Raw genomic sequence first — 20282 nt, 5'->3', positions numbered from 1 at the left:
TCAGATTGTAATGCCATCGATCAGAATGGATACGACTTCATCTAATGCCTCATGATAAGAAATTCCATTCTGGACCAGCACGTCTCTCTGAAAAAACTGTTCTAATGTGGCTTCCATCATGGTTTTTAAAATTGGAATCTGGATATTTCGAATTTTTCCTTCTGTGATGCCCTGTTCCAGTAATGAAATCGTACTCTCCCACCCGGTTTCCAGACGGGATTTTACTTTTTCATAAACTTCGGGATACCTCTCCTTTAGCTGATAAAGCTGTCTGAGATCAAGCTCCCGATACCCTTCCGGTAACACACCAAGAATTGCTCTGATTTTGCCAACCGTATCCAGACTCAGATCTTGAAGAACTTTTTGTTCACTTTCTTTGATCGAGGAAAAACAATAATCAACCATCTCCAGAACCAATGAATTTTTGTCAGGGAAAACAGTATAGATTGTTTTTTTGCTGATTCCCAGAAGAGATGCAAGATCATCCATTGTAAATTTTAACCCTTTTTTCTGAAATGCCTTGATGGTTGCTTCGAGAATATTGCCTTTTAAATTTTTATCTGACACATCATCATCTCCTTGTGGAAACTATTTCTCTTGTAATAGTTTCCTTGATTGTAGCATCTTTGCGCACAAAAAAACAAGCAACTAAATTCACAAAAATAGTTTCTTGTTTTTGGTAACTTTTTAATATGGAGCGAATTCTTTTTCTGGCGGATATATTTTGATTTAAAACTCTCTTGGTTGCAATTTTTTTTATTTTAAAAACAGCTGCGGAATTGCTTCCACAGCTGTTGCGTGCTTGAAACCGTACCTCTGCACTGTGAACTGACACAGGTTTTTTACAGGGTGATTTAAAAATTTAAATTGTATACTTTTCCAAAAATGTTTCTATGAACAAGAACACATAACCTGATAACAAATAACCAATAAACGATGACATTGAACCATAACCAACCGTCTATAAGCTTTGTTGAAGATATACCCTGTACGGAAATTCTTACTTAGATATCCACATCAAACAACACTGTCTGATTGTAGCGATCCAGTGCAATCTGCATTTCCATAATTGTATTGGAAATACGATCGTATTCCTGACGGATTACTTCCAGATCATAGTTGATATATTTATATTCTGGTACCGATCCGGATGAACTGAAGGAATTACTATACACACGCATTTTCGGAAGCCGCTTGCGCATATCGTCAAGAACAGCTTTTCTTTTGTTAAGCTGCGCCATTCGGATCAAAATGCTGTCAATGCTCATCTCCTGATTGCCAACCTGCACTTTTGCGGTGGCATTTGTCAGGTTCAATGTATGTTTGATAGTAACAATCTTCCTGTCGATCTCGTCAATTGTATTTGCAATGGTCATATAATCATATTCCGGAATGACCGGCTCCTCATTGACCGCAGCCACATAGGTACTGGATGCTGCCTCCTTGTTTACCCAGAATGCTTTATCTTCCTCAAGGCTTCTCAACATCTTGTTTGCATAAGCTGATGTAATTTTCTTCATGATTTTTGCCTCCCATACTGTTCTCTTGCTTACAATATAAATGATGTAACCGGATTGCTCCATTGCTATGCAATTTCCGCAATCCTCGAACACCATATAAATAATATCTGTTCCTCAACTTCTGATTTAATTATAATTATATGATAGCCGTTTGTCATTCAACCAACAGTTTAAAACTCCACAGAAAGAACAAAGAATGTGCGAAGCACATTCTAGCGCCTGTGGCGGTCGCTTGCGACATCTTCATTATACGCCGCAGTGCGCATCCTGCCGGAGGCTTTTATTACATAGGAAATGAAATTTCCTATGTAATAAGAAATATCCCCGTCAATGACGAGGATATCTTCAATCGAAGTATGTAATAATCTACTTAAAATAATAAAATTGTCTATATTGGGTAACGATTTGCCGGAAATCCATTTATAAATGGCCTGCGGATTTTCAAATCCAAAAGCTCCCTGGATTTCCCGAATTGTATATCCTTTTTCCAAGAGTAGCTTTCTTATGCGTTCTCCAGTCTTTTTCGGCTGGATTGACAAATACATGGGTTCCATACTTTGTGCCTCCATGATTCAGAATCAAGTTCCCTGATAACTTATATATTATAACACAGAAAGCATCGGATCACCAGTATCAGTCTCTAAAACATCAGAAAATATATTTACAGATATTCCGGATCCACCTGTTTGCCATCGCTCCAGATTCTTTCCAGATCGTAGAACAGACGGTTCTCTCTGTCGAATACATGTACGATAATATCGCCAAAGTCCAGCAGTACCCAGCTTCCAAGGCCATAGCTTTCACGCTGTTTGACTTCGTATCCTGCTTTTCCGAGTGTCTCTTCTACATTGTCAACCAGTGCTCTTACCTGGCTTTCGTTGGTTCCGTTTGCAATGATAAAATAATCTGCAAGCACAGAGATTCCTGCAATGTCAATTACACGGATATCTTCGCCTTTTTTGTCAGCGAGTGCTTCGCAGGCAAGTTTTGCCATCTCTCTTGACTGCTCGATTGTCTGCATCAGTTTTTGTCCTCCTTTTCGGAATCACTGTTTTTCAGGTTCTTATAATATAAAAATGTCTCTTCTGTCGCAGGATCTAACGTTGCACCTTTTTCGGCAAGATATGCAAGTGTATCTTCCAGAATACGGTAAAGACATGCATCGATATCTACAAATGCAAGCGCACGTACTTCCGGAAGATTTGGTGCAACATCTCTTCCAGGCTCAATATAATCTGCGATATAAATGATCTTATCAAGCAGAGACATATTCGGACGACCGGTTGTATGAGACTCGATCGATCGTAGAATCTCTTCATTTTCTATTCCATATTTTTCCCGGGCAAAAAATGCGCCCAGCTTTGCGTGCAGAAGTCCCGGATTTTTGTACTCTGCATCGGAAATTTCGATATGATTTTTCTCGCAGAGCTTAATCTTTTCATCTGCCGGCACACATTTTGCACAGTCATGTAAAAGTCCTGCCGTCAAAGCCTGCTCCAGATTGGCACCATAACGCATGGCAAGGCAGCCTGCCGTATGCATCACACCGATCGTATGATCATAACGGTCTTTATCCAGGTACCGTTTTACTTTTTTCTGCATCTTAAGTATTGTTTCCGTCATGTTCACTCACCTGATATAATCTGTTCAAATCTATATAATCTGCAACCTTTTTCGGAATCGGAAGATCTTCTGTCTCTCCTCCTCGGATCATCTGCCGGATCTCACTGGAAGAAACCGGCATCACAGGGGTACGGAGAAGCCGGATATCACATGCATACTTTTCTTTCAAATATGTGATCTGACGGCGCATTTCTTTCGGCGCTCCTGCATCATCCCGATATGCTGCCAGGATGACCGCTGTTTTCAGAAGTCTTTCCGGACATTTCCAAGTTTCCAGATTGAAAAGAGAATCCGCACCGATGATAAAATAAAATTCATCCTGCGGATAAGTCTCTTTAAAATACTCCATTGTCTGATAGGAGTACGAAGTTTCCTTTCGATCCATTTCATAGGTACAAAGCCGGAAATACGGGATTTCTTCAATTGCAAGGCGTGTCATTTCGGCACGGTCCTGTAAATCTTTTCGTATTTCCGGATTTGATTTATGGGGCGGATTGCCGTTTGGCATATACCACACTTCATCCAGATGGAACTGCTGGTATGCATATTCACCAAGCATCAGATGCCCGTTGTGGATGGGATCAAATGTTCCGCCCATAATACCGATTCTCATAATCTATACTCCACTCATTAAGGAAGAACGATTTTCTTCTTGTCGTCTTTTCCCTCTTTATAAAGAACGATTTTTCTTCCGATAACCTGTACCACCTGGGAACGTGTACGCTCTGCAAGGATCTCTGCCATTCCACGCAGATCATCTCCACAGTTCTGAAGAACGTGAAGCTTGATCAGTTCTCTTGCTTCAAGCGCTTCTGCAACAGCTGCGGTAAGTTCCGGTGTTACGCTGGATTTACCGATCTGAAGGATCGGATCCATTGTCATCGCAAGGCTCTTTAAATAAGCTCTCTGTTTGGAAGTCATAAAACTTCTCCTTTCTGAAATTATGTTCTTTTCTAACGGTAATATTCAAACTGAAGACCGTACATACGGATAGTATCGCCTTCCTGAACACCTGCATTTTCAAGCTGCTCAAGGATACCGGTTTCTTTCAGGAATTTCTGGAAGAAAGCAAATCCCTTCTCGGAATCCAGATTGGTGTAACCAAGCATCTTTTCGATCTTTGGTCCCTCTACTACAAATACATCGTCTTCTTTTTCCACGGTATATGGAAGATCCATGTGGATGATCTCTTCTTCCGGGAAATATTCCTGTTCAAATACGATCGGCTTGTCATCCAACTTCTGAAGTTCATTATTTACATAGTAAAGAAGATCAGAAAGCCCTTCTCCGGTCACACCGGAAATCGGGAATACCTTGATTCCTTTTGGCTCGAACTCATCTCTCAGTCTCTGGATCGGATCTTCATCTTCGGAATAGATCAGGTCAACCTTATTCGCTGCAATGACCTGTGGACGCATGGAAATTTCTTTGTTATAGGCTTCCAGTTCAGCGTTGATCTTGTAAATGTCTTCAACCGGATCACGTCCTTCGATACCTGCCGCATCCACAACATGGATCATCATCTTGGTACGTTCAACATGACGCAAAAATTCATGTCCAAGTCCGACACCTTCTGATGCTCCTTCAATCAGTCCCGGAATATCTGCAATAACAAATCCCTTTGCACCTTCCAGATCTACAACTCCAAGGTTCGGGCTGAGTGTTGTGAAATGATAATTTGCAATCTTTGGCTGCGCATTGGTTACACGGGAAAGGAATGTGGATTTACCAACATTCGGGAAACCTACAAGCCCAACGTCTGCGATCACCTTAAGTTCCAGATTCACCCAGAGTTCCTGTGCAGGCTTTCCCGGCTGTGCATACTTCGGAACCTGCATGGTAGAGGTTGCAAAATGCATATTTCCAAGACCGCCCTTACCACCTTTTAATATAATCTGGCGCTGGTTCTCGCCCGACATATCGGCAATGACTTTATTGGTTTCTGCTTCACGGATAACTGTCCCTTCAGGAACTTTCAGGATCAGATCCTTTGCATCCTTACCATGGCAGCGCTTTTTGCCGCCTTCCTCTCCGTCCTGTGCTTTATATTTCGTTTTGTGACGGAAATCTACCAGTGTGTTAAGACCTTTGTCCACTTCAAAGATTACATCACCGCCGCGACCGCCGTCGCCTCCGTCCGGACCGCCATTCGGAACATATAATTCCCTGCGAAAGCTGACGTGACCGTCGCCGCCCTTTCCGGATCGGATATATATTTTTGCTCTGTCTGCAAACATAATATGTCCTCCTTATTTATGACTAAAAACAAGGCTTCAAACCAAAAAAGTTTGAAGCCTCTGTTAAATCTGCTTATTCAGCTACTGGATAGATAGAAACCTGTTTCTTATCTCTTCCTTTTCTTTCAAAACGAACAACACCGTCAACCAGTGCAAATAATGTATCGTCACCACCGCGACCTACATTGATTCCTGGATGAATCTTTGTTCCGCGCTGTCTGTAAAGGATGTTACCAGCTTTTACAAACTGTCCGTCTGCTCTTTTTGCTCCAAGTCTCTTAGATTCAGAGTCACGACCGTTCTTTGTAGAACCAACTCCTTTTTTATGAGCGAAAAACTGAAGGTTTAATTTCATCATGGTTGTTACACCTCCTCGTATGTCAAATCCATATATTCTCTGTAGTTCTCATCTTCTGCAATCTCTTCCAGACCAAGAACCATCGCGTCAAGCAAAAGCTTTGCCTCGCGAGTCGGATTACCTTTAAGTCGATAGTCAATGAGTCCTTTGGATTCATCGGATACAAGGCTTGTACGGTCATCCGCAAATTTCTCAATGGCATTCAAAGTATTGATCGTAAGTACGGAAACAGCTGCGCAGACAATATCCTGTCCTTCTTCACTGAATCCTGCATGACCATGTGCTTTGAAACCTACACATTGATGTTTTTCATTTTTATAAATGGTTACTCGTATCATATAACCACCAGCTTCTTACGCGTTGATCTTTTCGATCTTAACTGCTGTATACTGCTGTCTGTGTCCGTTTTTCTTGTGGTAACCTGTTTTTCTCTTATACTTGTAAACGATAACTTTTTTAGCTTTTCCGTCACCAATTACAGATGCTTCAACTGTTGCACCTTCTACTACTGGTGTTCCAACTTTAAGCTCGTCACCACTTACTGCGAGAACCTGGTCAAAAGTATAAGACTGTCCGGCTTCCACACCAAGCTTTTCTACTTTAATGATATCGCCTTCGGCTACTTTGTACTGTTTACCACCTGTTGCTATAATTGCGTACATATGGCACCTCCTATTATCATTACTCGCCAACTACGGTGTCTGATCAAATCAGGACTTATAACCTCGTTGTGCGGCATACCTCTGTATTATACAGTGGCATACCGCACAAAGTCAACCCCTAATTTGCGATTTTTTTAATTTTTTCGTAACAATATCCGATAATGTCTTTTCTTGTGATGATTCCTATGAAATTCTGCTGGTCATCAATGACCGGAACAAAGTTCTGATCCATCGCTTTTTCCATCAGATCTTCCATATTGGAATCGGCACTTACCGGCCGGTAATCTGCTCTTCTTGCAATCTTCGTGATTGCAATGTCTTCTGCTTCTTTCAGATTCAGGATGTTCAGCTTCTTAAGTCCCCAGAGCAGGTCTCCTTCGGTGATTGTACCGACGTATTTACCTTCCCGGTTGATCATCGGAATGGATGAGTATTTGTGGTACTCCATGATTTCCATTGCCTGTCTGAGCGTGTGGTAGTCATATACAAATGCCACTTCTGCTTTTGGCTTCAGGAAAAATAATATATTCATTTTCGTATCCTCTCTTGTATGAATATTCTGTACAGGGGAGTTTTCCCCAACACCTGTACTATACCATATTTAAGGATCGAATTGAAGATTTACAGCTGAGTGTTAACAAAAATATCATAAATTGCTTTGATTGCTGCTTCAAAGTCGTGCTCTCTCACACCGATGATAATATTTAACTCGCTGGATCCCTGATCGATCATTTTTACATTGACATGTGCATGTGCCAGTGCAGAGAAAATTCTTCCGGCTGTACCGCGTGTCTGACGCATTCCACGTCCAACAACAGCGATCAGTGCAAGATCGGATTCCAGTTCGATGTCATCCGGATTCACGGCACGGTGGATGCCCGCAAGCACTTTCTGCTCATGTTCTTCAAATTCATCCTGATGAACGAAGATAGTCATAGTATCAATTCCTGACGGCATATGTTCAAAAGAAATCCCTTCATCTTCAAATACACCAAGAACCTTGCGGCCAAATCCGACTTCTGAGTTCATCATTGCTTTTTCAATTGTAATAGAAGCAAATCCACGCTTTCCTGCAATACCGGTAATTGTATACTTCGGCTTTCTGCAGGTTCCTTCTACGATCAGAGTACCCTTTTCTTCCGGTGCGTTTGTATTACGGATGTTGATCGGGATTCCTTCTTTACGAACCGGGAAGATTGCATCTTCATGTAATACGCTGGCACCCATATAAGAAAGTTCACGCAACTCTTTGTAAGTAATTGCTTCGATTCCTTTTGGATTCTTAATGATACGGGGATCTGCAATGAGGAATCCGGATACGTCTGTCCAGTTCTCATACATATCAGCATGTGTGGCTCTTGCAACGATCGATCCTGTTACATCAGATCCGCCGCGGGAAAATGTCTGGATCGTTCCGTCCGGACGTGCTCCGTAGAATCCAGGAATCACGGCACGCTCTACTTTTGAAAGTCTGTCTGCAAGTACCTGGTTAGTTTCTTCTGAAAGGAAGTTCCCATTTTCATCGAACTTGATCACTTCTGCCGCATCGATAAACTCATATCCAAGATAAGCTGCGATTACACGTCCGTTTAAATATTCTCCACGGGAAGCAGCATAATCTCTTCCGATCTTCTTTGCAAAATTATCACGGATGGTGGCAAATTCTTCGTCAAGAGAAAGAGTGATCCCAAGCCCTTCAATGATTTCCTGATATCTCTTCTGAATGTCAGCGAGTAATTCTGTAAATTTCTTCTCTTTTACAGCTGCGCCGTAACAACGATACAGCATATCTGTTACCTTGGTGTCGTCGGAAAAACGCTTTCCCGGAGCAGACGGTACAACGTAACGTCTTGATTCCTCTGAAAGAACGATCTTTCCTGCCTTTTTAATCTGTACTGCATCGGCAAGAGAGCTTCCGCCGAATTTCACTACCTTAATCATCTGTTGGTATTCCTCCATCTCTCAATTCATATATTCTGATCTGCACATGGCAAACCTGCATTTTCTGTAGAAACACCGGGCAGATGTTTCTACACTCATGTAGTTATTACTTTATTACGCTGACGTGAAAAATGCAAGATTTTCTTTTGGAATCTGTTGAAAATCTTGCATTTTGTCTAATAGAATTTCTTTTTTTGAAAACTTTCTATGCATGAATTACATCTGCAAACGTAGCATCCGCTGCTTTTCTCAAATCCTCCGGTGCAAGTGTCAGTTGTGCACCGATTCTTCCGGCACTTACATAGACTTTCTCAAACTGCTGTGCACTTGCATCAATGACCGTCGGAAAATGCTTTTTCATTCCGATCGAAGTGCATCCACCACGCACATAGCCGGTAAGCGGTGTTAACTCCTTTAAATGAAGCATTTCAATAGATTTTTCACCCACCGCTTTTGCAGCCTTCTTAAAATCAATTTCTGCTTCGATCGGAAGAACGAAAACATAATGTTCGCCACTTTTCCCAGTTGTGACAATGGTCTTGTAAACCTGTTCGTGAGGCAGATTCAGCTTGTCGGCGGTTTCAATTCCGTCCGTGAATTCATCGCATTCATAGGTCTGATATTCGTAAGAAATTTTCTTTCTGTCTAAAATTCGCATTGCATTTGTTTTGACTTCTTTTTTACCCATGTAAACTTTCCTCCAGTGTTTTTCGGATTTTTTTTCGTGTAATTTCCACCAGCTGCAGTTTCGTCATTCCCATCACATTCCCGGGATTTGGGTCCTTCTTTAATTCCCGCTGCAGATACGCAAGAAGTTCTTTCTTCTCTTCTGCTGATTTCATGTTGATAAAATCAATAATAATGATACCGGAAATATTGCGGAGCCGGATCTGGCGGACTGCTTCTCTTGCTGCCTCCCGGTTGATCTCCGGAAAATGAGAATTCTTTTTCAGACATTTTCCGGAATTGACATCGATTACAGTCAGCGCCTCGGTTGGCTGGATCACCAGATAAGCCCCGGATTTCATCCATACCCGTTCTTGTCTGGCTTCTCGGATCGCCCCTTCCAGGTTATAGCATTTTACAAGTGGATAAGACGGATCCGTATACGCACGAAGAAGCGGAAGTTCCTCTGGCATTTCCGTTTCCAGATAAGTCTGAACTTCTTTATACAAAACTCCATCTTCTACCGTTCCCTCTACAATAATTTCCGTCAAATCTTTTTTGTAAATATCCCGGAGTGCCTGTACGCACGGATCCGGTGCACTCTGCAGACAGCTGAAGCAGGTCCGCATCTTGCCATATTCTACGATTCTGTGATAGTTCTCTGCCAGTTTGTCAATTTCGGCACGGATCTGTGTTTCTTCTGCTTCCACACAATTTGTCCTGAAAATCAATCCGAAATCACAGTCTATATAGTCCTGTCCCAGCTTTTGCAGTTCTTCTTTCCGGGCACCGTGAATTTTACCGGACACACCAATGGTACGATTGCCGGAAGTCAGTACTACATACTGCCCGGTGAAATTTAAGTTCCCGGTCACGACAGGCTGCTTGGTTTTCACTGCTTCTTTCTCCACCTGAACCAGAAGCTCATCACCGATCACAAGTGGCTTCTTTCCGATCTTATTGGTGAAAACCGGGGTATATTTTCCATCCAGCGCAAAATAGCATTGCTCACCATTGGCAATTTCAACAAATGCGCCACCGATATTCGGAAGGATTTTCCGTACTCTTCCGACATAAATTTCACCCAGGCGGCAGCTCTTTTTTTCTCCGCTACTGCCAAAGTGAAATTCCGTTACTTTCTCATCCTCTAAAAGTGCAAGCACCCGGCGGTTCATGCATTCCGTAAGGAGTACTTTTCGTTCCATCTATACAATCTCCGTTCCAAGCGCATCCAGTGGAACCAGAATCATCTTGCCCTCCGTGTTTTCGGATTCCGCAAAAGTTTCCAGTCTGTGGTGGGTAAAGGTCACTTTCTCAGCATCCATACCAAGATAGCGGACAAACGCTTCTGTGACCAGCTCCGGCTTTAAGTTCTGGACACTTCCTGCTGCCACACGCATATAAATCTTTCCGTCCCGGCATTCCAGCTTGTAGATCATCGGACGAATGTCCACTTCTTTTTCACTCTTTTTCGTCTTTTTGACCACACAGATTTCATTCTGCGCATAAAAAGCTTCCAGCTTTTCAGCAAGATCTTCCGGCAGGCTGCCATTTTTTACCGAAGATAAATAGTCGGCACCTGCTACGATTGACATTCCTTTGCTTTTCTTATCATCCGGGATCTGCACAAAGCTGACGATCTCCATGCCGTCTACCATCTGTTCATTCAGCCGTCTGACCGCTTCTTTGCTGGCGATTGACTCGGTCAATTCGATATCAAAATATTCCCCGTCACTGGTAAGCCCTACGCCAAGTGGATTAGCGAAAGACATGATCATATGCGGGCTGTAACCACTGGTAAATGCGATCGGAATCTCGGCACGGCGAATCGCTTTCTGGAAATACCGCATGATATCCAGGTGTCCGATGAACTTCATCACTCCATTTTTCCGAAATTTAATTCTTGCCTTCAAAGCAGACACCTCCTCCGTAACTTGCTGCCCCACAGCCGGAACATTTTGCACGGCAGTTCGGGGTTACATTCCCTTCCATTGCATTCTTCCATTCTCTTATAAGGAAAGATTTTGTCACGCCACAATTGATGAAATCCCATGGGAAGATTTCATCTAATTCACGCTTTCTGAGATTATAGAAATCCATGTCTATACCTGTATTTTCAAAGGCCTGCAGCCATTTATCATAATCAAAATACTCATCCCACGCATCGTAAATACATCCAAGACGGTAAGCCTCTTCCAGAACCTTTCCGACCTTCCGGTCACCGCGGGCAAAGACGCCTTCCAGAACGGTTACTTCGGCGGTATGCCAGTTGTAGCGCAGACTCTTGCGGTTCAGCTGGTTGCGGAATGCTTCCTGTACAATTCCTGCACGGCGGATATATTCTTCCATCGGCTGCATGGTCGCCCACTGAAGCGGTGAAAATGGTTTCGGTACAAAGAAGGAACTACTTGCCGTGATCTGACATTTTCCATTTCTCTGATCCTTCGGAATTTCATAATACCGGCGTGCTACTTTATCTGCAAGAACAGCAATTCCTTCCATATCTTCCTGGGTTTCGGTCGGAAGTCCAAGCATGAAATAGAGCTTGACCTTCGTCCATCCACCTTCAAAAGCCTGTCCGGCTCCATTTAAAATGTCATCTTCCGTCAGACCTTTATTGATTACATTACGCATCCTCTGTGTTCCGGCTTCCGGGGCGAAGGTCAGACTGCTCTTACGCACATCCTGCACCTTGCTCATAACATCCAAAGAAAATGCATCGATACGAAGGGACGGCAGGGAAATGTTGACGCCCTGTGTGTGGAACTCATCGATCAGGAAGGTGACGATCTCTTCCAGTTCGTTGTAATCACTGGAACTTAAAGAACTTAAGGTGATCTCTTCATGTCCCGTATTTTTCAGCATTGCACGTGCCGTCTCTTTGAGCATGTTGATATCACGCGGACGTGTCGGACGGTAAACCATTCCCGCCTGACAGAAACGACATCCACGGATACAGCCGCGCTGAATCTCCAGAACCGCTCTGTCCTGGGTTACTTTGATAAACGGAACAACCGGCTTTAATGGATAAGTTGTCTGGCTCATATCTGCCGCAACTACTCGTTTGATTTTTTCCTTTGCATGCGGATTGTTTGGCAGGAAAGATTCGATCGTGCCGTCTTCTTTGTAAGTGACATCATAAAAAGAAGGAACGTAAATTCCCTCGATCTCTGCTGCCATTTCCAGAAATTCTTTCCGGCTTTTTCCGGCTCTCTTCCACTTTTTGTATGCTTCCAGAAGCTCATCATAAACCACTTCGCCCTCTCCGATATAGAACATATCGAAAAATTCAGCCAGTGGCTCTGTATTGTAAACACATGGGCCACCGCCAATGACAAATGGATCTTCTAAAGTTCTGTCCTCACTGTGAAGCGGAATACCGGATAAATCCAGCACCTGCAGTACATTGGTGTAACACATCTCAAACTGTAATGTGATGCCAAGAAAGTCAAAATTTTTTACCGGATCCTGAGATTCCAGGGCAAAGAGCGGGATATGTTTTTCACGCATGATCTTGTCCAGATCGATCCATGGAGAGTAGACTCTCTCGCACCAGGTATCCTCCCGGCGGTTGAACATATCGTACAGAATCTGGATTCCCAGATGGGACATACCAACCTCATATACCTCCGGAAAACACATTGCAAACCTTATATCCACCGCATTTTTATCTTTCATTACCGAATTGACTTCGTGTCCAATGTAGCGGGCAGGTTTCTCTATATTCAGTAAAATATCATCATCTAATGCTAATTTCCTCATTTTTCCTCCGTTTTTAGTTCTTTTGCTCTTAATTCTATAACGATTCACGCCGTAAATACAAGCAATATTTACAATTTTTTAACTTTACAACTATACCATTTATTTCAGAAAATTGCAAAATAAATGAGGTGAAAACAGCCTGTTTTTGCTATTAAGTAACAGAAAGTGTAGTTTCTGTACTGTAAAAGACTGTATGAGATTATATGTAACAGTTTGATCTTTTATAAGATTTTTGTTGCCTGTTACGCAATGATATGACGTATACATTGAATAATTATTCATTAAAATGTATTTTATACATAATTACGAATCTAGTCAATAAACAACAAAACAATGTCCTGGAAAACACATTGCAAACCGTATATGTTTTGCAGTATTCCCTTTCATTGTTGGAAAATCTGAAATAATTTAAAAAATTAAAAATTAAAATAATGCTTGTTTTATGGCATTTTGCAACAAAAACTATAGTTCTGTTACCATGTAAGACCATATGATACAACACACGATTATATAATTATATTGACGGGCACTATCTTATTTTTAGAAAGGCATCACTTATTTTTGACATATCAAGTTCTTCGCTTTTATCGCTCATATGAATTTTGTCATATAGTGAATCGACATATTTTGTCATAATGCTACTTGTATCAATTATGTCTCTTTGATCGTCAATATAAACGTCTTCAGTCATATCTACAGTTGAATGTCCTAATAATTTAAAGATTACTTTTAAATTATTAATATTCTTTTTCAATAATGTGGCATATGTGTGCCGTAAGTCATGCCAGCAATAATCATCAGGATTTATATCACATAATTCAAGGACATGTTTGAATGCGTGACTGATTTTGGAATCTCTTGATAATGGTCTTCCGTTTGAATTCACAACAACAAAATCAGGTGTATAATGAAAATTTACATCATTTTGATTCAAGTAATCATACTTATTTTTTGCCAAAATAATTTCATCTAAAACGAACTGGGGTATTTCAACGTTCCTTACAGAAGAATATGTTTTTGTTTGGATCAATTGACTTGTAGCCATTTGAGATTCCCAGCCATCTCCATAAATAGTTCGTCCTTTTTGCCAGATAATATGTAATTGACGATTGGAAAAATCTACGTTTTCAAATTGAAGACCAAGTGCATCACTTATCCGGATGCCAGTTGTAGCACAAATCAACATTAACAGATAGTAATTAGGTTCTTCTTTTTTGCAGGTTAATAAAATATTTTGTAATTGCTGTAATGAAAAAGTTTTGCGTTTGGTCTCCGTTCTTTTTTTCTGTCGCATCTTTGAACGGATTGTTTGAACAGCGTAAGGTGCCAGGTTTTGCGCTATTATGTTAAACTCCTTTGCTGTTTTAAAAGAAGAACTAATAACGGCATAAGCGTTGCAACGCAAAGGGTTCGAAGCAATAGAATCCATAAATTTGATTAAATCAGAGGATTCAATGTTCGTTATGTATATGCGTGGCGATATCGATTTTAGCAAGTGGTTATATATCACGTTCCGATAATTTACGAATGTGGAATATGCTATTTTTTTGACAGATAAACAATCTGTCTTTTTGTTGTGCTGCAAAATAGACAAAAGAAAAAACACATCATATTTATCAAACAATTGCAAATATGATGTGTTTTATAATTATGTCAAAATTCTTAACTTAATGACATTGCTCCACAAGGGAATCTCTTTTACTGTTACATAGTACAAGGCATTTCTTCTGCAATTTGCTTAACAGTTTCGATCGGAATATCGAATTTATCTGCAATGAATTCACAAGTTAATCCTTTTCGTAATCCAGACTGTACAATTTTGCTTATACCTTCTTCTATGCCTTTTTCGTAAATTCCTTCACTTAAATTACACATCGTATTTGCCTCCTCCGCAAGATTAGATGCTTTTGGGAAATGATAGTCATTTTCAAGGATTGTAACCAGGTTTGGATTTAGATATTACACTTATTCTTTTGTACAGTCTTTAGCTTTCTCTATCTTCAAGGTATTCTGCAAGACTGTAATACAGTTCACCTGCAATTCCACGTATCTGCTCTGCGGCGGTCATGGAATTCAAGATTGCCTCCTGCTCTGCTTCTGCCGCAGCAAGGAAAGCACGGTCGATTATATTTTCCGGAATTGCTGATATTTGCACAAGTTCCTCCTCATAACCGGATGGGATTCTGTTTGCAGTCGTAAATCCGATCATAACCTCTCCGCTGCCATGGCCTGTGTAACCGCCGGTTCGTGCGATACCAACACCGGTTCTTTTCAGAATCCGTTTGAGCTGACGACTTGTCACTGGAAGGTCTGTAGCCAGAATACTCATAATAGAACCTTTATCTTCTTCAGATGCAGCCATATCACTCTTTTCCTGCTTCCATTCCAGAATCTTCGGACCAACAGCTTCTCCGTTCAGTACAAAATCTTCCGTTGCACCAAAGTTTGACTGAACCAGAACACCAATGGTGTATTCTTTTTCACCAATCGTGATCACGCGGGATGCAGAACCGATTCCCCCCTTCATGCCATAGCATGTCGTACCGGCACCGGCACCTACATCACCTTCTTCGAATTCTTCTGATGCTGCCGCAAAAGCCTCACGCACTTCCTTTTCGCCAATCGCCCGTTTCTGGATATGATTGATCCGGCAGTCATTGCACTCGCCAACAACCGGATTGATACTCTGTGGCTCAATTCCGTCCTTACGGCTCTGTTCGATCACGACATCAACCATTGCATCCAAAACCTTTCCGACATTTAAGGTATTGGTAAGAGCAATGGGTGTCTCGAGGGTCCCCAGTTCCTCTACCTGCACCACGCCAGCACTTTTTCCAAATCCATTATGAATGTATGCAGCTGCCGTATAGTGCTTGGCAAATGCATTGTCCGGTCCAGGAACGATCACGGTTACACCGGTATGATTTTCTTCTGTCTTCACCGTACAATGCCCTACCCGTACACCTGGCACGTCCGTAATCGCATTCCTTTCTCCTGTTTTTACTCTTCCGGGTACAATCCCAAAGTCCCGAATCCGTTTTTTCCCCATTTTGGTTTCCTCCTTGGATTATGTTGTATTTTTCAATACATGCTGGTTATAGTATAACACATCTCCGTTATTGAAGGATTTATTTTTTATTTTATGCGTCTGACTTTCGTGATCATCTCGGTTTTTACCGGTCTGTGATAGACAAATCCTGACTGCGGTTCAATGGCTTCTTCTACTTCTACATGTTCCAGTCGTTCAATCTCATCCCAGCCATCGATCACTTTTCCGATTACAGTGAAATTACCATTCAATCTCTCAGAAGCAGCAAGAGTGATATAGTACTGGCTGCCAGAACTGTTCTCTGGATCTCCTGCCATGGCAACAATCCCCCGTTCAAAAACGATTTTGGCATTTTCAGGATTGGTTTTAAATTCCGGTTCGACCATGATATCGATCTGTGGATCAACACCATCAAAAAACAGTGGCTGGAGGACAAATCCCGGTTCCAGACGTTCAATGGCTCTTCCGTCAAATATTTTCTTCTCTGCGAGCTGCATAACACTTCCGCAGGCAATCGGTGCGATTTCCGGCCAGAGTTCAAAGTGTATCACAGCATTCTCATTTACAGTTATTTCGATGATTGGTTTTTGATTCCCGGTATAATTGAATTTACCATCATTTTTCTCTTCCAGCGCTTTGATCATATGATAAGTATATTCATTGTACGGCATAGGGATTCCAAGCTCCTTTCCCATCCGCACAAGCGCACCGGAGAACATATCGATTTCCGTATGACGTCCGGCATCCATATCCTGTAAGGTAGAATATCTGGCTGTCGGAGGAACTACGCTTCCGCGTCCGGATGAACTTCCTGTTTTACTCATATCGATTCCTTTTGCCTTCGCTACCATTTCCAGTTCTCTCTTTAATCCATCACTGATTGCTTTCATGTGGACACTGTCGCGGTAACATCCAACGCTTGTCCCCAGAATTGCCTGCGGCAGATTGTTGCATACATTCAGGCGAAATTTACACCATATCTCCTCCTGAATGTACTCGGTCGACCGGAAATGAATCCCAGTATCTGTAAACAACGCTTCCACCGCTCTCACACGCTCACTGTCAAACGGTGCAGATGGCTCTCCAAAAATAATTTCCAGTGTGGTCAGCGGATCAAAATGATAACCATCATCCTCTTTGTGTGAAGCCACTTTGATCAGTGCCGGTACGACATGCTCCGTGCCCACTGTTCTTCCGATTATTTCTTCACTGTCGACTCCATTCATCAGGCTCATGACCACTGTATGTTCACCCGTTGTTTTTTGTATACTCTTCAATGTGCCTTCCAGTGAACCGTATTTCAAAGCAACCACCAGCAGATCCACATTATGTGCTTCTTCTGGTGACCACACCTCCGGATGGTAAATCCTGCCATTATTCGCACATCCATTTTCCCTTAGACGATCCGCTCTTTCTCCCTCGGCAATCACGCCAAGCCGGACTTCCGGTTTCTGTGAAAGTCCCCAGATCACATAGGAGCCTACCGCCCCTGCACCTAAAACTGCAACTGATTTTATCTTCATCTTCTATCTCCTTTCGTTTTACGGATACTCATATTCTCATTATACTTTTTTACAGAAAATAGATCTCTTCATTCCGCCATATGTATCATATATTAACTTGCGACTCCAATATTTACAATATAGATTTTTTTATAACAGGAACAAATATTTTCATATTTTTGCAGAAAAAAAGAGACTCCACAAGGGAATCTCTCTTCTTATGATACTTACTGTACAACACTTAACTCTCCGGTTTCTGAACCATAAAAATACAAATCATTCGACAAGAACAGCTTATCTTTCTGGCTTGCTTCATTTGTTCCTTTCAACGCATCTTTCTGCATATCTACGTTGCAATATGCCTCCGGCACAACAACAAACCCTTCAATACCCAGTGGAACAATATAATAATCCGTTCCAATCATTTCTGCAATTTCCTGAAGATATTCAGGATCTGAAATAAGCGCGGCGCAATTTTTTGCTGAATTGTTTCCCATAACACAGTACGCTTCATTGTCCATCGGTGCACACATTCCAAAAGCTCGCATCCTTATCATCCGTGGTTTCATAAAAGATTTCGTGTTTTTCAGCGCTGCATCATACAGTTCCGATTCAGACATATGCATATAGTCCATACCGCTTTTTGTAACAATCGTACTCATCACTGAATCTTCATCATTAGCAATAACTAAACGATAAATGACTTTCAGATTGCAAAAATCACGGCTTACTACTTTCTGCAATAACTCTTCATTTCCTTTTTCATTGATGAGTTCCATGATAACTCTTTCCCTGCAGGCATCTTTATCACGAAAAAGATTGTCTAAATTTTCAAATGATATCCGATCTTTTGCAGCCGCATTAACCACCTGTTCATAAATAGTTTCGAAAAAAGACTCCTCCTCACATTTACAATCCAGATACTGCTTATAACTATCGTTAAGCCGGATACTCGGTGATACCGTTGCGTCCTTTTCGCGGATCATCAGATAATCAATCTTCTGATTTACGGTATCATTTGTTGTTAATTGAAATTCTGCATAATCCATCCTTTTACTGAAGTAATCCTTGATCGCTTCTTTGAATTCATTGTAAGTAAGTTTTTCCATATTTGTTTCCTCCTATAATTTTGATTTCAGAAACAATATGAAAGAAAATGAAAAACAAATTGTACGCCTGGCCAAAGGGATTACACATCTTGCAACAACTGTACATACCAGGTATTCTCAATATCTTCATTAGTAATTGCCTCTAATTCATCCACAGACTTAATTTCTCTCCACCAACTTCCACACCCATAAACAATTTTCCTTAATTCAGGAACAAAAATCCCCGGATTCTGCATTGTGGAATTGGTAAGGATGCCTGTATCCGGATTATAAGAAGACAAAATCTGGATTGGCAATTCTCCAAGATAAATTCCAAGATATGTTTTTTCTCCATACTCTTCGTCGCACGGTCTTACTGCAACCAGGCAACCAACTGTATGCCCGAATCCACATTTTTCAATCGGCCTGTTTTCAATCCCTTTAATTGTCAGCGGGTACTCAATATACCTGGAATCGTATTTTTCACACTGTTCGCATTCTTCTTCTGTACAGGTATGTATTTCATCGTCCCCGTACCCCTCAAACAAACATTGATAGTCAATTCTTCCCTTTTCATAATGTGGAAACGAAAACCTGCATCGCTTGATATGTTTCTGTTTTTCTTGATGATCCATTATTTTCCACCTTTACATATCCTTTCTATGATTCTACATCATTCTCAAATTTACTGCCATGTAGTACCAACTTCCATAAACTCGATTTTTTTCCGTCAGAATCAAGTTTACGAATTTCTACGTAATTTAATCCGATTTCACCTGGATTTGCTTCATTGCTTTTAATGTATTCCATGGCGATGTCGTACTCCACACCCTGATCATCTATAGCGTTATATGACAATCGATACACTTTAACGGTATAACAATAGAAACCTTTTTCGTCAGGTTTTTCCAGCATTTTTTCGATAATACCACTGGGTGCTTTTTTATATCTTTCAGAATGCAACATTGATCCCCAGCTACAGTTATTTGTTTCTACGATTTCGCCAGGGAAAAAGTTTACGAACTTTTTCAACTTTGAACGTAATTTATCTCCGTGCTCCTTCAATTCATCCGACATCTGATCATATATAACCTCTATATTTTTTTCAGAGATTGCTTTGTTAAATTTAGTAATTTTTTTATCCCTATTCTTGATTTTCTTTTTCGAACTGCTGGTAAATTCATCAACAATCCATTTTTTTATGTTGCTTATAGATATTGTTTTGTTGCAACCAGAAAATAACAGTAATGACAAAATACTAATAATCAGAATTAATGTTTTTTTAAATATCGACATACGTGTATTTCTCAATAAATCTTCCTCCCTTGCTATTTAATTAGAATATGGGATTTTTATTCACAAAAAAAAGAGACATCTTACAGACATCTCTCTCTTTTTCCACATTCTATGGTGCCGTACCAAACACTCATTAAGTAGCGTCGCCTATGGATACAATACTTAAATCAGTATCGTCATCATCCAGTAAACTTACTGATATATACGTTACTCCGGCATCTTTATTCATTCTACTTTCTTTTGTATACTCAATTCGAATGTAATATCGATTTCCCTTATCGTCTTTTATGTGATATCTTATATGATACGTATACAGTGTAGCATTTTTATCAGATTCGCACGTATTCGCAATGCTTAAATCCCCAGCTTCGACTATTTCTCCAGAAACAAAACGTACAAGATCTTCCAAATGGTCAGATTCCGTCCTCTTTAATTTATCGGTCAAAATATTTTTCACAAGATCCGTGTTATTATTCGATAATGCCTCATTGAGCTGATCTGTGGTATGCTCCCCGTCAAGAGGACAATAAAAAATAATAAATTTTTGTATCGTCAGCCATGCTATGGCTGGCGATATT

At 41.0% G+C, this 20282-nt stretch carries 25 protein-coding genes; all 25 read right to left on the bottom strand.

Features of this window, described 5'->3' with window-relative positions:
- Complete coding sequence (locus AB5213_RS15895) at positions 1-567, bottom strand: TetR/AcrR family transcriptional regulator (protein WP_008370447.1); 567 nt, start codon at positions 565-567, stop codon at positions 1-3.
- Between the two features lie 437 nt (positions 568-1004).
- Positions 1005-1520 carry a hypothetical protein gene (locus tag AB5213_RS15890; protein WP_055157119.1) on the bottom strand — a complete coding sequence of 172 codons (516 nt, stop codon included), beginning with the start codon at positions 1518-1520 and terminating at the stop codon, positions 1005-1007.
- 212 nt (positions 1521-1732) lie between these two features.
- Positions 1733-2074: a helix-turn-helix transcriptional regulator gene (locus AB5213_RS15885; RefSeq protein WP_173686636.1), complete on the bottom strand. Its 342-nt coding sequence runs from the start codon at positions 2072-2074 to the stop codon at positions 1733-1735.
- A gap of 107 nt (positions 2075-2181) precedes the next feature.
- Entirely contained in the window at positions 2182-2532 is a 351-nt protein-coding gene (gene rsfS, locus AB5213_RS15880; protein ID WP_368276928.1) for a ribosome silencing factor, read from the bottom strand.
- A gap of 8 nt (positions 2533-2540) precedes the next feature.
- On the bottom strand, positions 2541-3143 hold the full coding sequence (gene yqeK / locus AB5213_RS15875; protein WP_173685477.1) for a bis(5'-nucleosyl)-tetraphosphatase (symmetrical) YqeK: 603 nt from the start codon (positions 3141-3143) through the stop codon (positions 2541-2543).
- Positions 3124-3756 (bottom strand): nicotinate-nucleotide adenylyltransferase, encoded by a 633-nt coding sequence (nadD, locus tag AB5213_RS15870; protein WP_022221033.1) that lies wholly within the window; start codon positions 3754-3756, stop codon positions 3124-3126. Before nadD ends, yqeK begins: the two co-directional genes overlap by 20 nt.
- A gap of 17 nt (positions 3757-3773) precedes the next feature.
- Complete coding sequence (gene yhbY, locus AB5213_RS15865; protein WP_008370480.1) at positions 3774-4064, bottom strand: ribosome assembly RNA-binding protein YhbY; 291 nt, start codon at positions 4062-4064, stop codon at positions 3774-3776.
- A gap of 32 nt (positions 4065-4096) precedes the next feature.
- Positions 4097-5380 (bottom strand): GTPase ObgE, encoded by a 1284-nt coding sequence (gene obgE / locus AB5213_RS15860; protein WP_055248620.1) that lies wholly within the window; start codon positions 5378-5380, stop codon positions 4097-4099.
- A 73-nt stretch (positions 5381-5453) separates the two neighbouring features.
- Entirely contained in the window at positions 5454-5738 is a 285-nt protein-coding gene (gene rpmA, locus AB5213_RS15855) for a 50S ribosomal protein L27 (protein WP_008370482.1), read from the bottom strand.
- Positions 5739-5743: 5 nt separating this feature from the next.
- Positions 5744-6076, bottom strand: coding sequence for a ribosomal-processing cysteine protease Prp (locus AB5213_RS15850; RefSeq protein WP_008370483.1), 333 nt, complete (start codon positions 6074-6076; stop codon positions 5744-5746).
- A 15-nt stretch (positions 6077-6091) separates the two neighbouring features.
- Complete coding sequence (gene rplU / locus AB5213_RS15845) at positions 6092-6400, bottom strand: 50S ribosomal protein L21 (RefSeq protein ID WP_008370484.1); 309 nt, start codon at positions 6398-6400, stop codon at positions 6092-6094.
- 118 nt (positions 6401-6518) lie between these two features.
- Positions 6519-6932, bottom strand: coding sequence for a CBS domain-containing protein (locus AB5213_RS15840; protein ID WP_008370486.1), 414 nt, complete (start codon positions 6930-6932; stop codon positions 6519-6521).
- A gap of 89 nt (positions 6933-7021) precedes the next feature.
- Positions 7022-8341 (bottom strand): aspartate kinase, encoded by a 1320-nt coding sequence (locus AB5213_RS15835; RefSeq protein WP_055157219.1) that lies wholly within the window; start codon positions 8339-8341, stop codon positions 7022-7024.
- Between the two features lie 205 nt (positions 8342-8546).
- Entirely contained in the window at positions 8547-9029 is a 483-nt protein-coding gene (gene ybaK / locus AB5213_RS15830; protein WP_008370496.1) for a Cys-tRNA(Pro) deacylase, read from the bottom strand.
- Entirely contained in the window at positions 9022-10212 is a 1191-nt protein-coding gene (locus AB5213_RS15825) for a ribonuclease E/G (RefSeq protein WP_215634443.1), read from the bottom strand. Before AB5213_RS15825 ends, ybaK begins: the two co-directional genes overlap by 8 nt.
- The gene (locus AB5213_RS15820) at positions 10213-10920 is read right to left on the bottom strand and encodes a TIGR03936 family radical SAM-associated protein (RefSeq protein WP_173686638.1); all 708 of its coding nucleotides are present in this window, start codon (positions 10918-10920) and stop codon (positions 10213-10215) included.
- Positions 10904-12769 (bottom strand): TIGR03960 family B12-binding radical SAM protein, encoded by a 1866-nt coding sequence (locus AB5213_RS15815; protein WP_215634444.1) that lies wholly within the window; start codon positions 12767-12769, stop codon positions 10904-10906. The genes AB5213_RS15820 and AB5213_RS15815 overlap by 17 nt, the downstream gene beginning before the upstream one ends.
- Positions 12770-13298: 529 nt before the next feature.
- On the bottom strand, positions 13299-14198 hold the full coding sequence (locus AB5213_RS15810; protein WP_349095749.1) for a site-specific integrase: 900 nt from the start codon (positions 14196-14198) through the stop codon (positions 13299-13301).
- 275 nt (positions 14199-14473) lie between these two features.
- On the bottom strand, positions 14474-14644 hold the full coding sequence (locus tag AB5213_RS15805) for a hypothetical protein (protein WP_022220354.1): 171 nt from the start codon (positions 14642-14644) through the stop codon (positions 14474-14476).
- A gap of 109 nt (positions 14645-14753) precedes the next feature.
- Positions 14754-15818, bottom strand: a complete 1065-nt coding sequence (locus AB5213_RS15800) for a P1 family peptidase (RefSeq protein WP_008370519.1) — start codon at positions 15816-15818, stop codon at positions 14754-14756.
- 86 nt (positions 15819-15904) lie between these two features.
- Entirely contained in the window at positions 15905-17341 is a 1437-nt protein-coding gene (locus AB5213_RS15795; protein WP_368276925.1) for a 2-dehydropantoate 2-reductase, read from the bottom strand.
- Between the two features lie 206 nt (positions 17342-17547).
- On the bottom strand, positions 17548-18429 hold the full coding sequence (locus AB5213_RS15790) for a DUF5688 family protein (RefSeq protein WP_215634448.1): 882 nt from the start codon (positions 18427-18429) through the stop codon (positions 17548-17550).
- An 80-nt stretch (positions 18430-18509) separates the two neighbouring features.
- The gene (locus AB5213_RS15785; RefSeq protein ID WP_211134028.1) at positions 18510-19043 is read right to left on the bottom strand and encodes a hypothetical protein; all 534 of its coding nucleotides are present in this window, start codon (positions 19041-19043) and stop codon (positions 18510-18512) included.
- 25 nt (positions 19044-19068) lie between these two features.
- Positions 19069-19719, bottom strand: a complete 651-nt coding sequence (locus AB5213_RS15780) for a DUF5104 domain-containing protein (RefSeq protein WP_195509036.1) — start codon at positions 19717-19719, stop codon at positions 19069-19071.
- Positions 19720-19837: 118 nt separating this feature from the next.
- Positions 19838-20282 (bottom strand): DUF5104 domain-containing protein (locus tag AB5213_RS15775; protein ID WP_368276924.1); only part of this gene is annotated, 445 nt, incomplete at its 5' end.

Source organism: Coprococcus sp. RTP21204st1_G4_RTP21204_210225 (genome assembly GCF_040915385.1).
Taxonomy (GTDB): Bacteria; Bacillota; Clostridia; order Lachnospirales; family Lachnospiraceae; genus Allocoprococcus; species Allocoprococcus comes.
The sequence above is the reverse complement of the archived record's forward strand: the minus strand, read 5'-3'. Positions and strand labels throughout refer to the sequence as shown.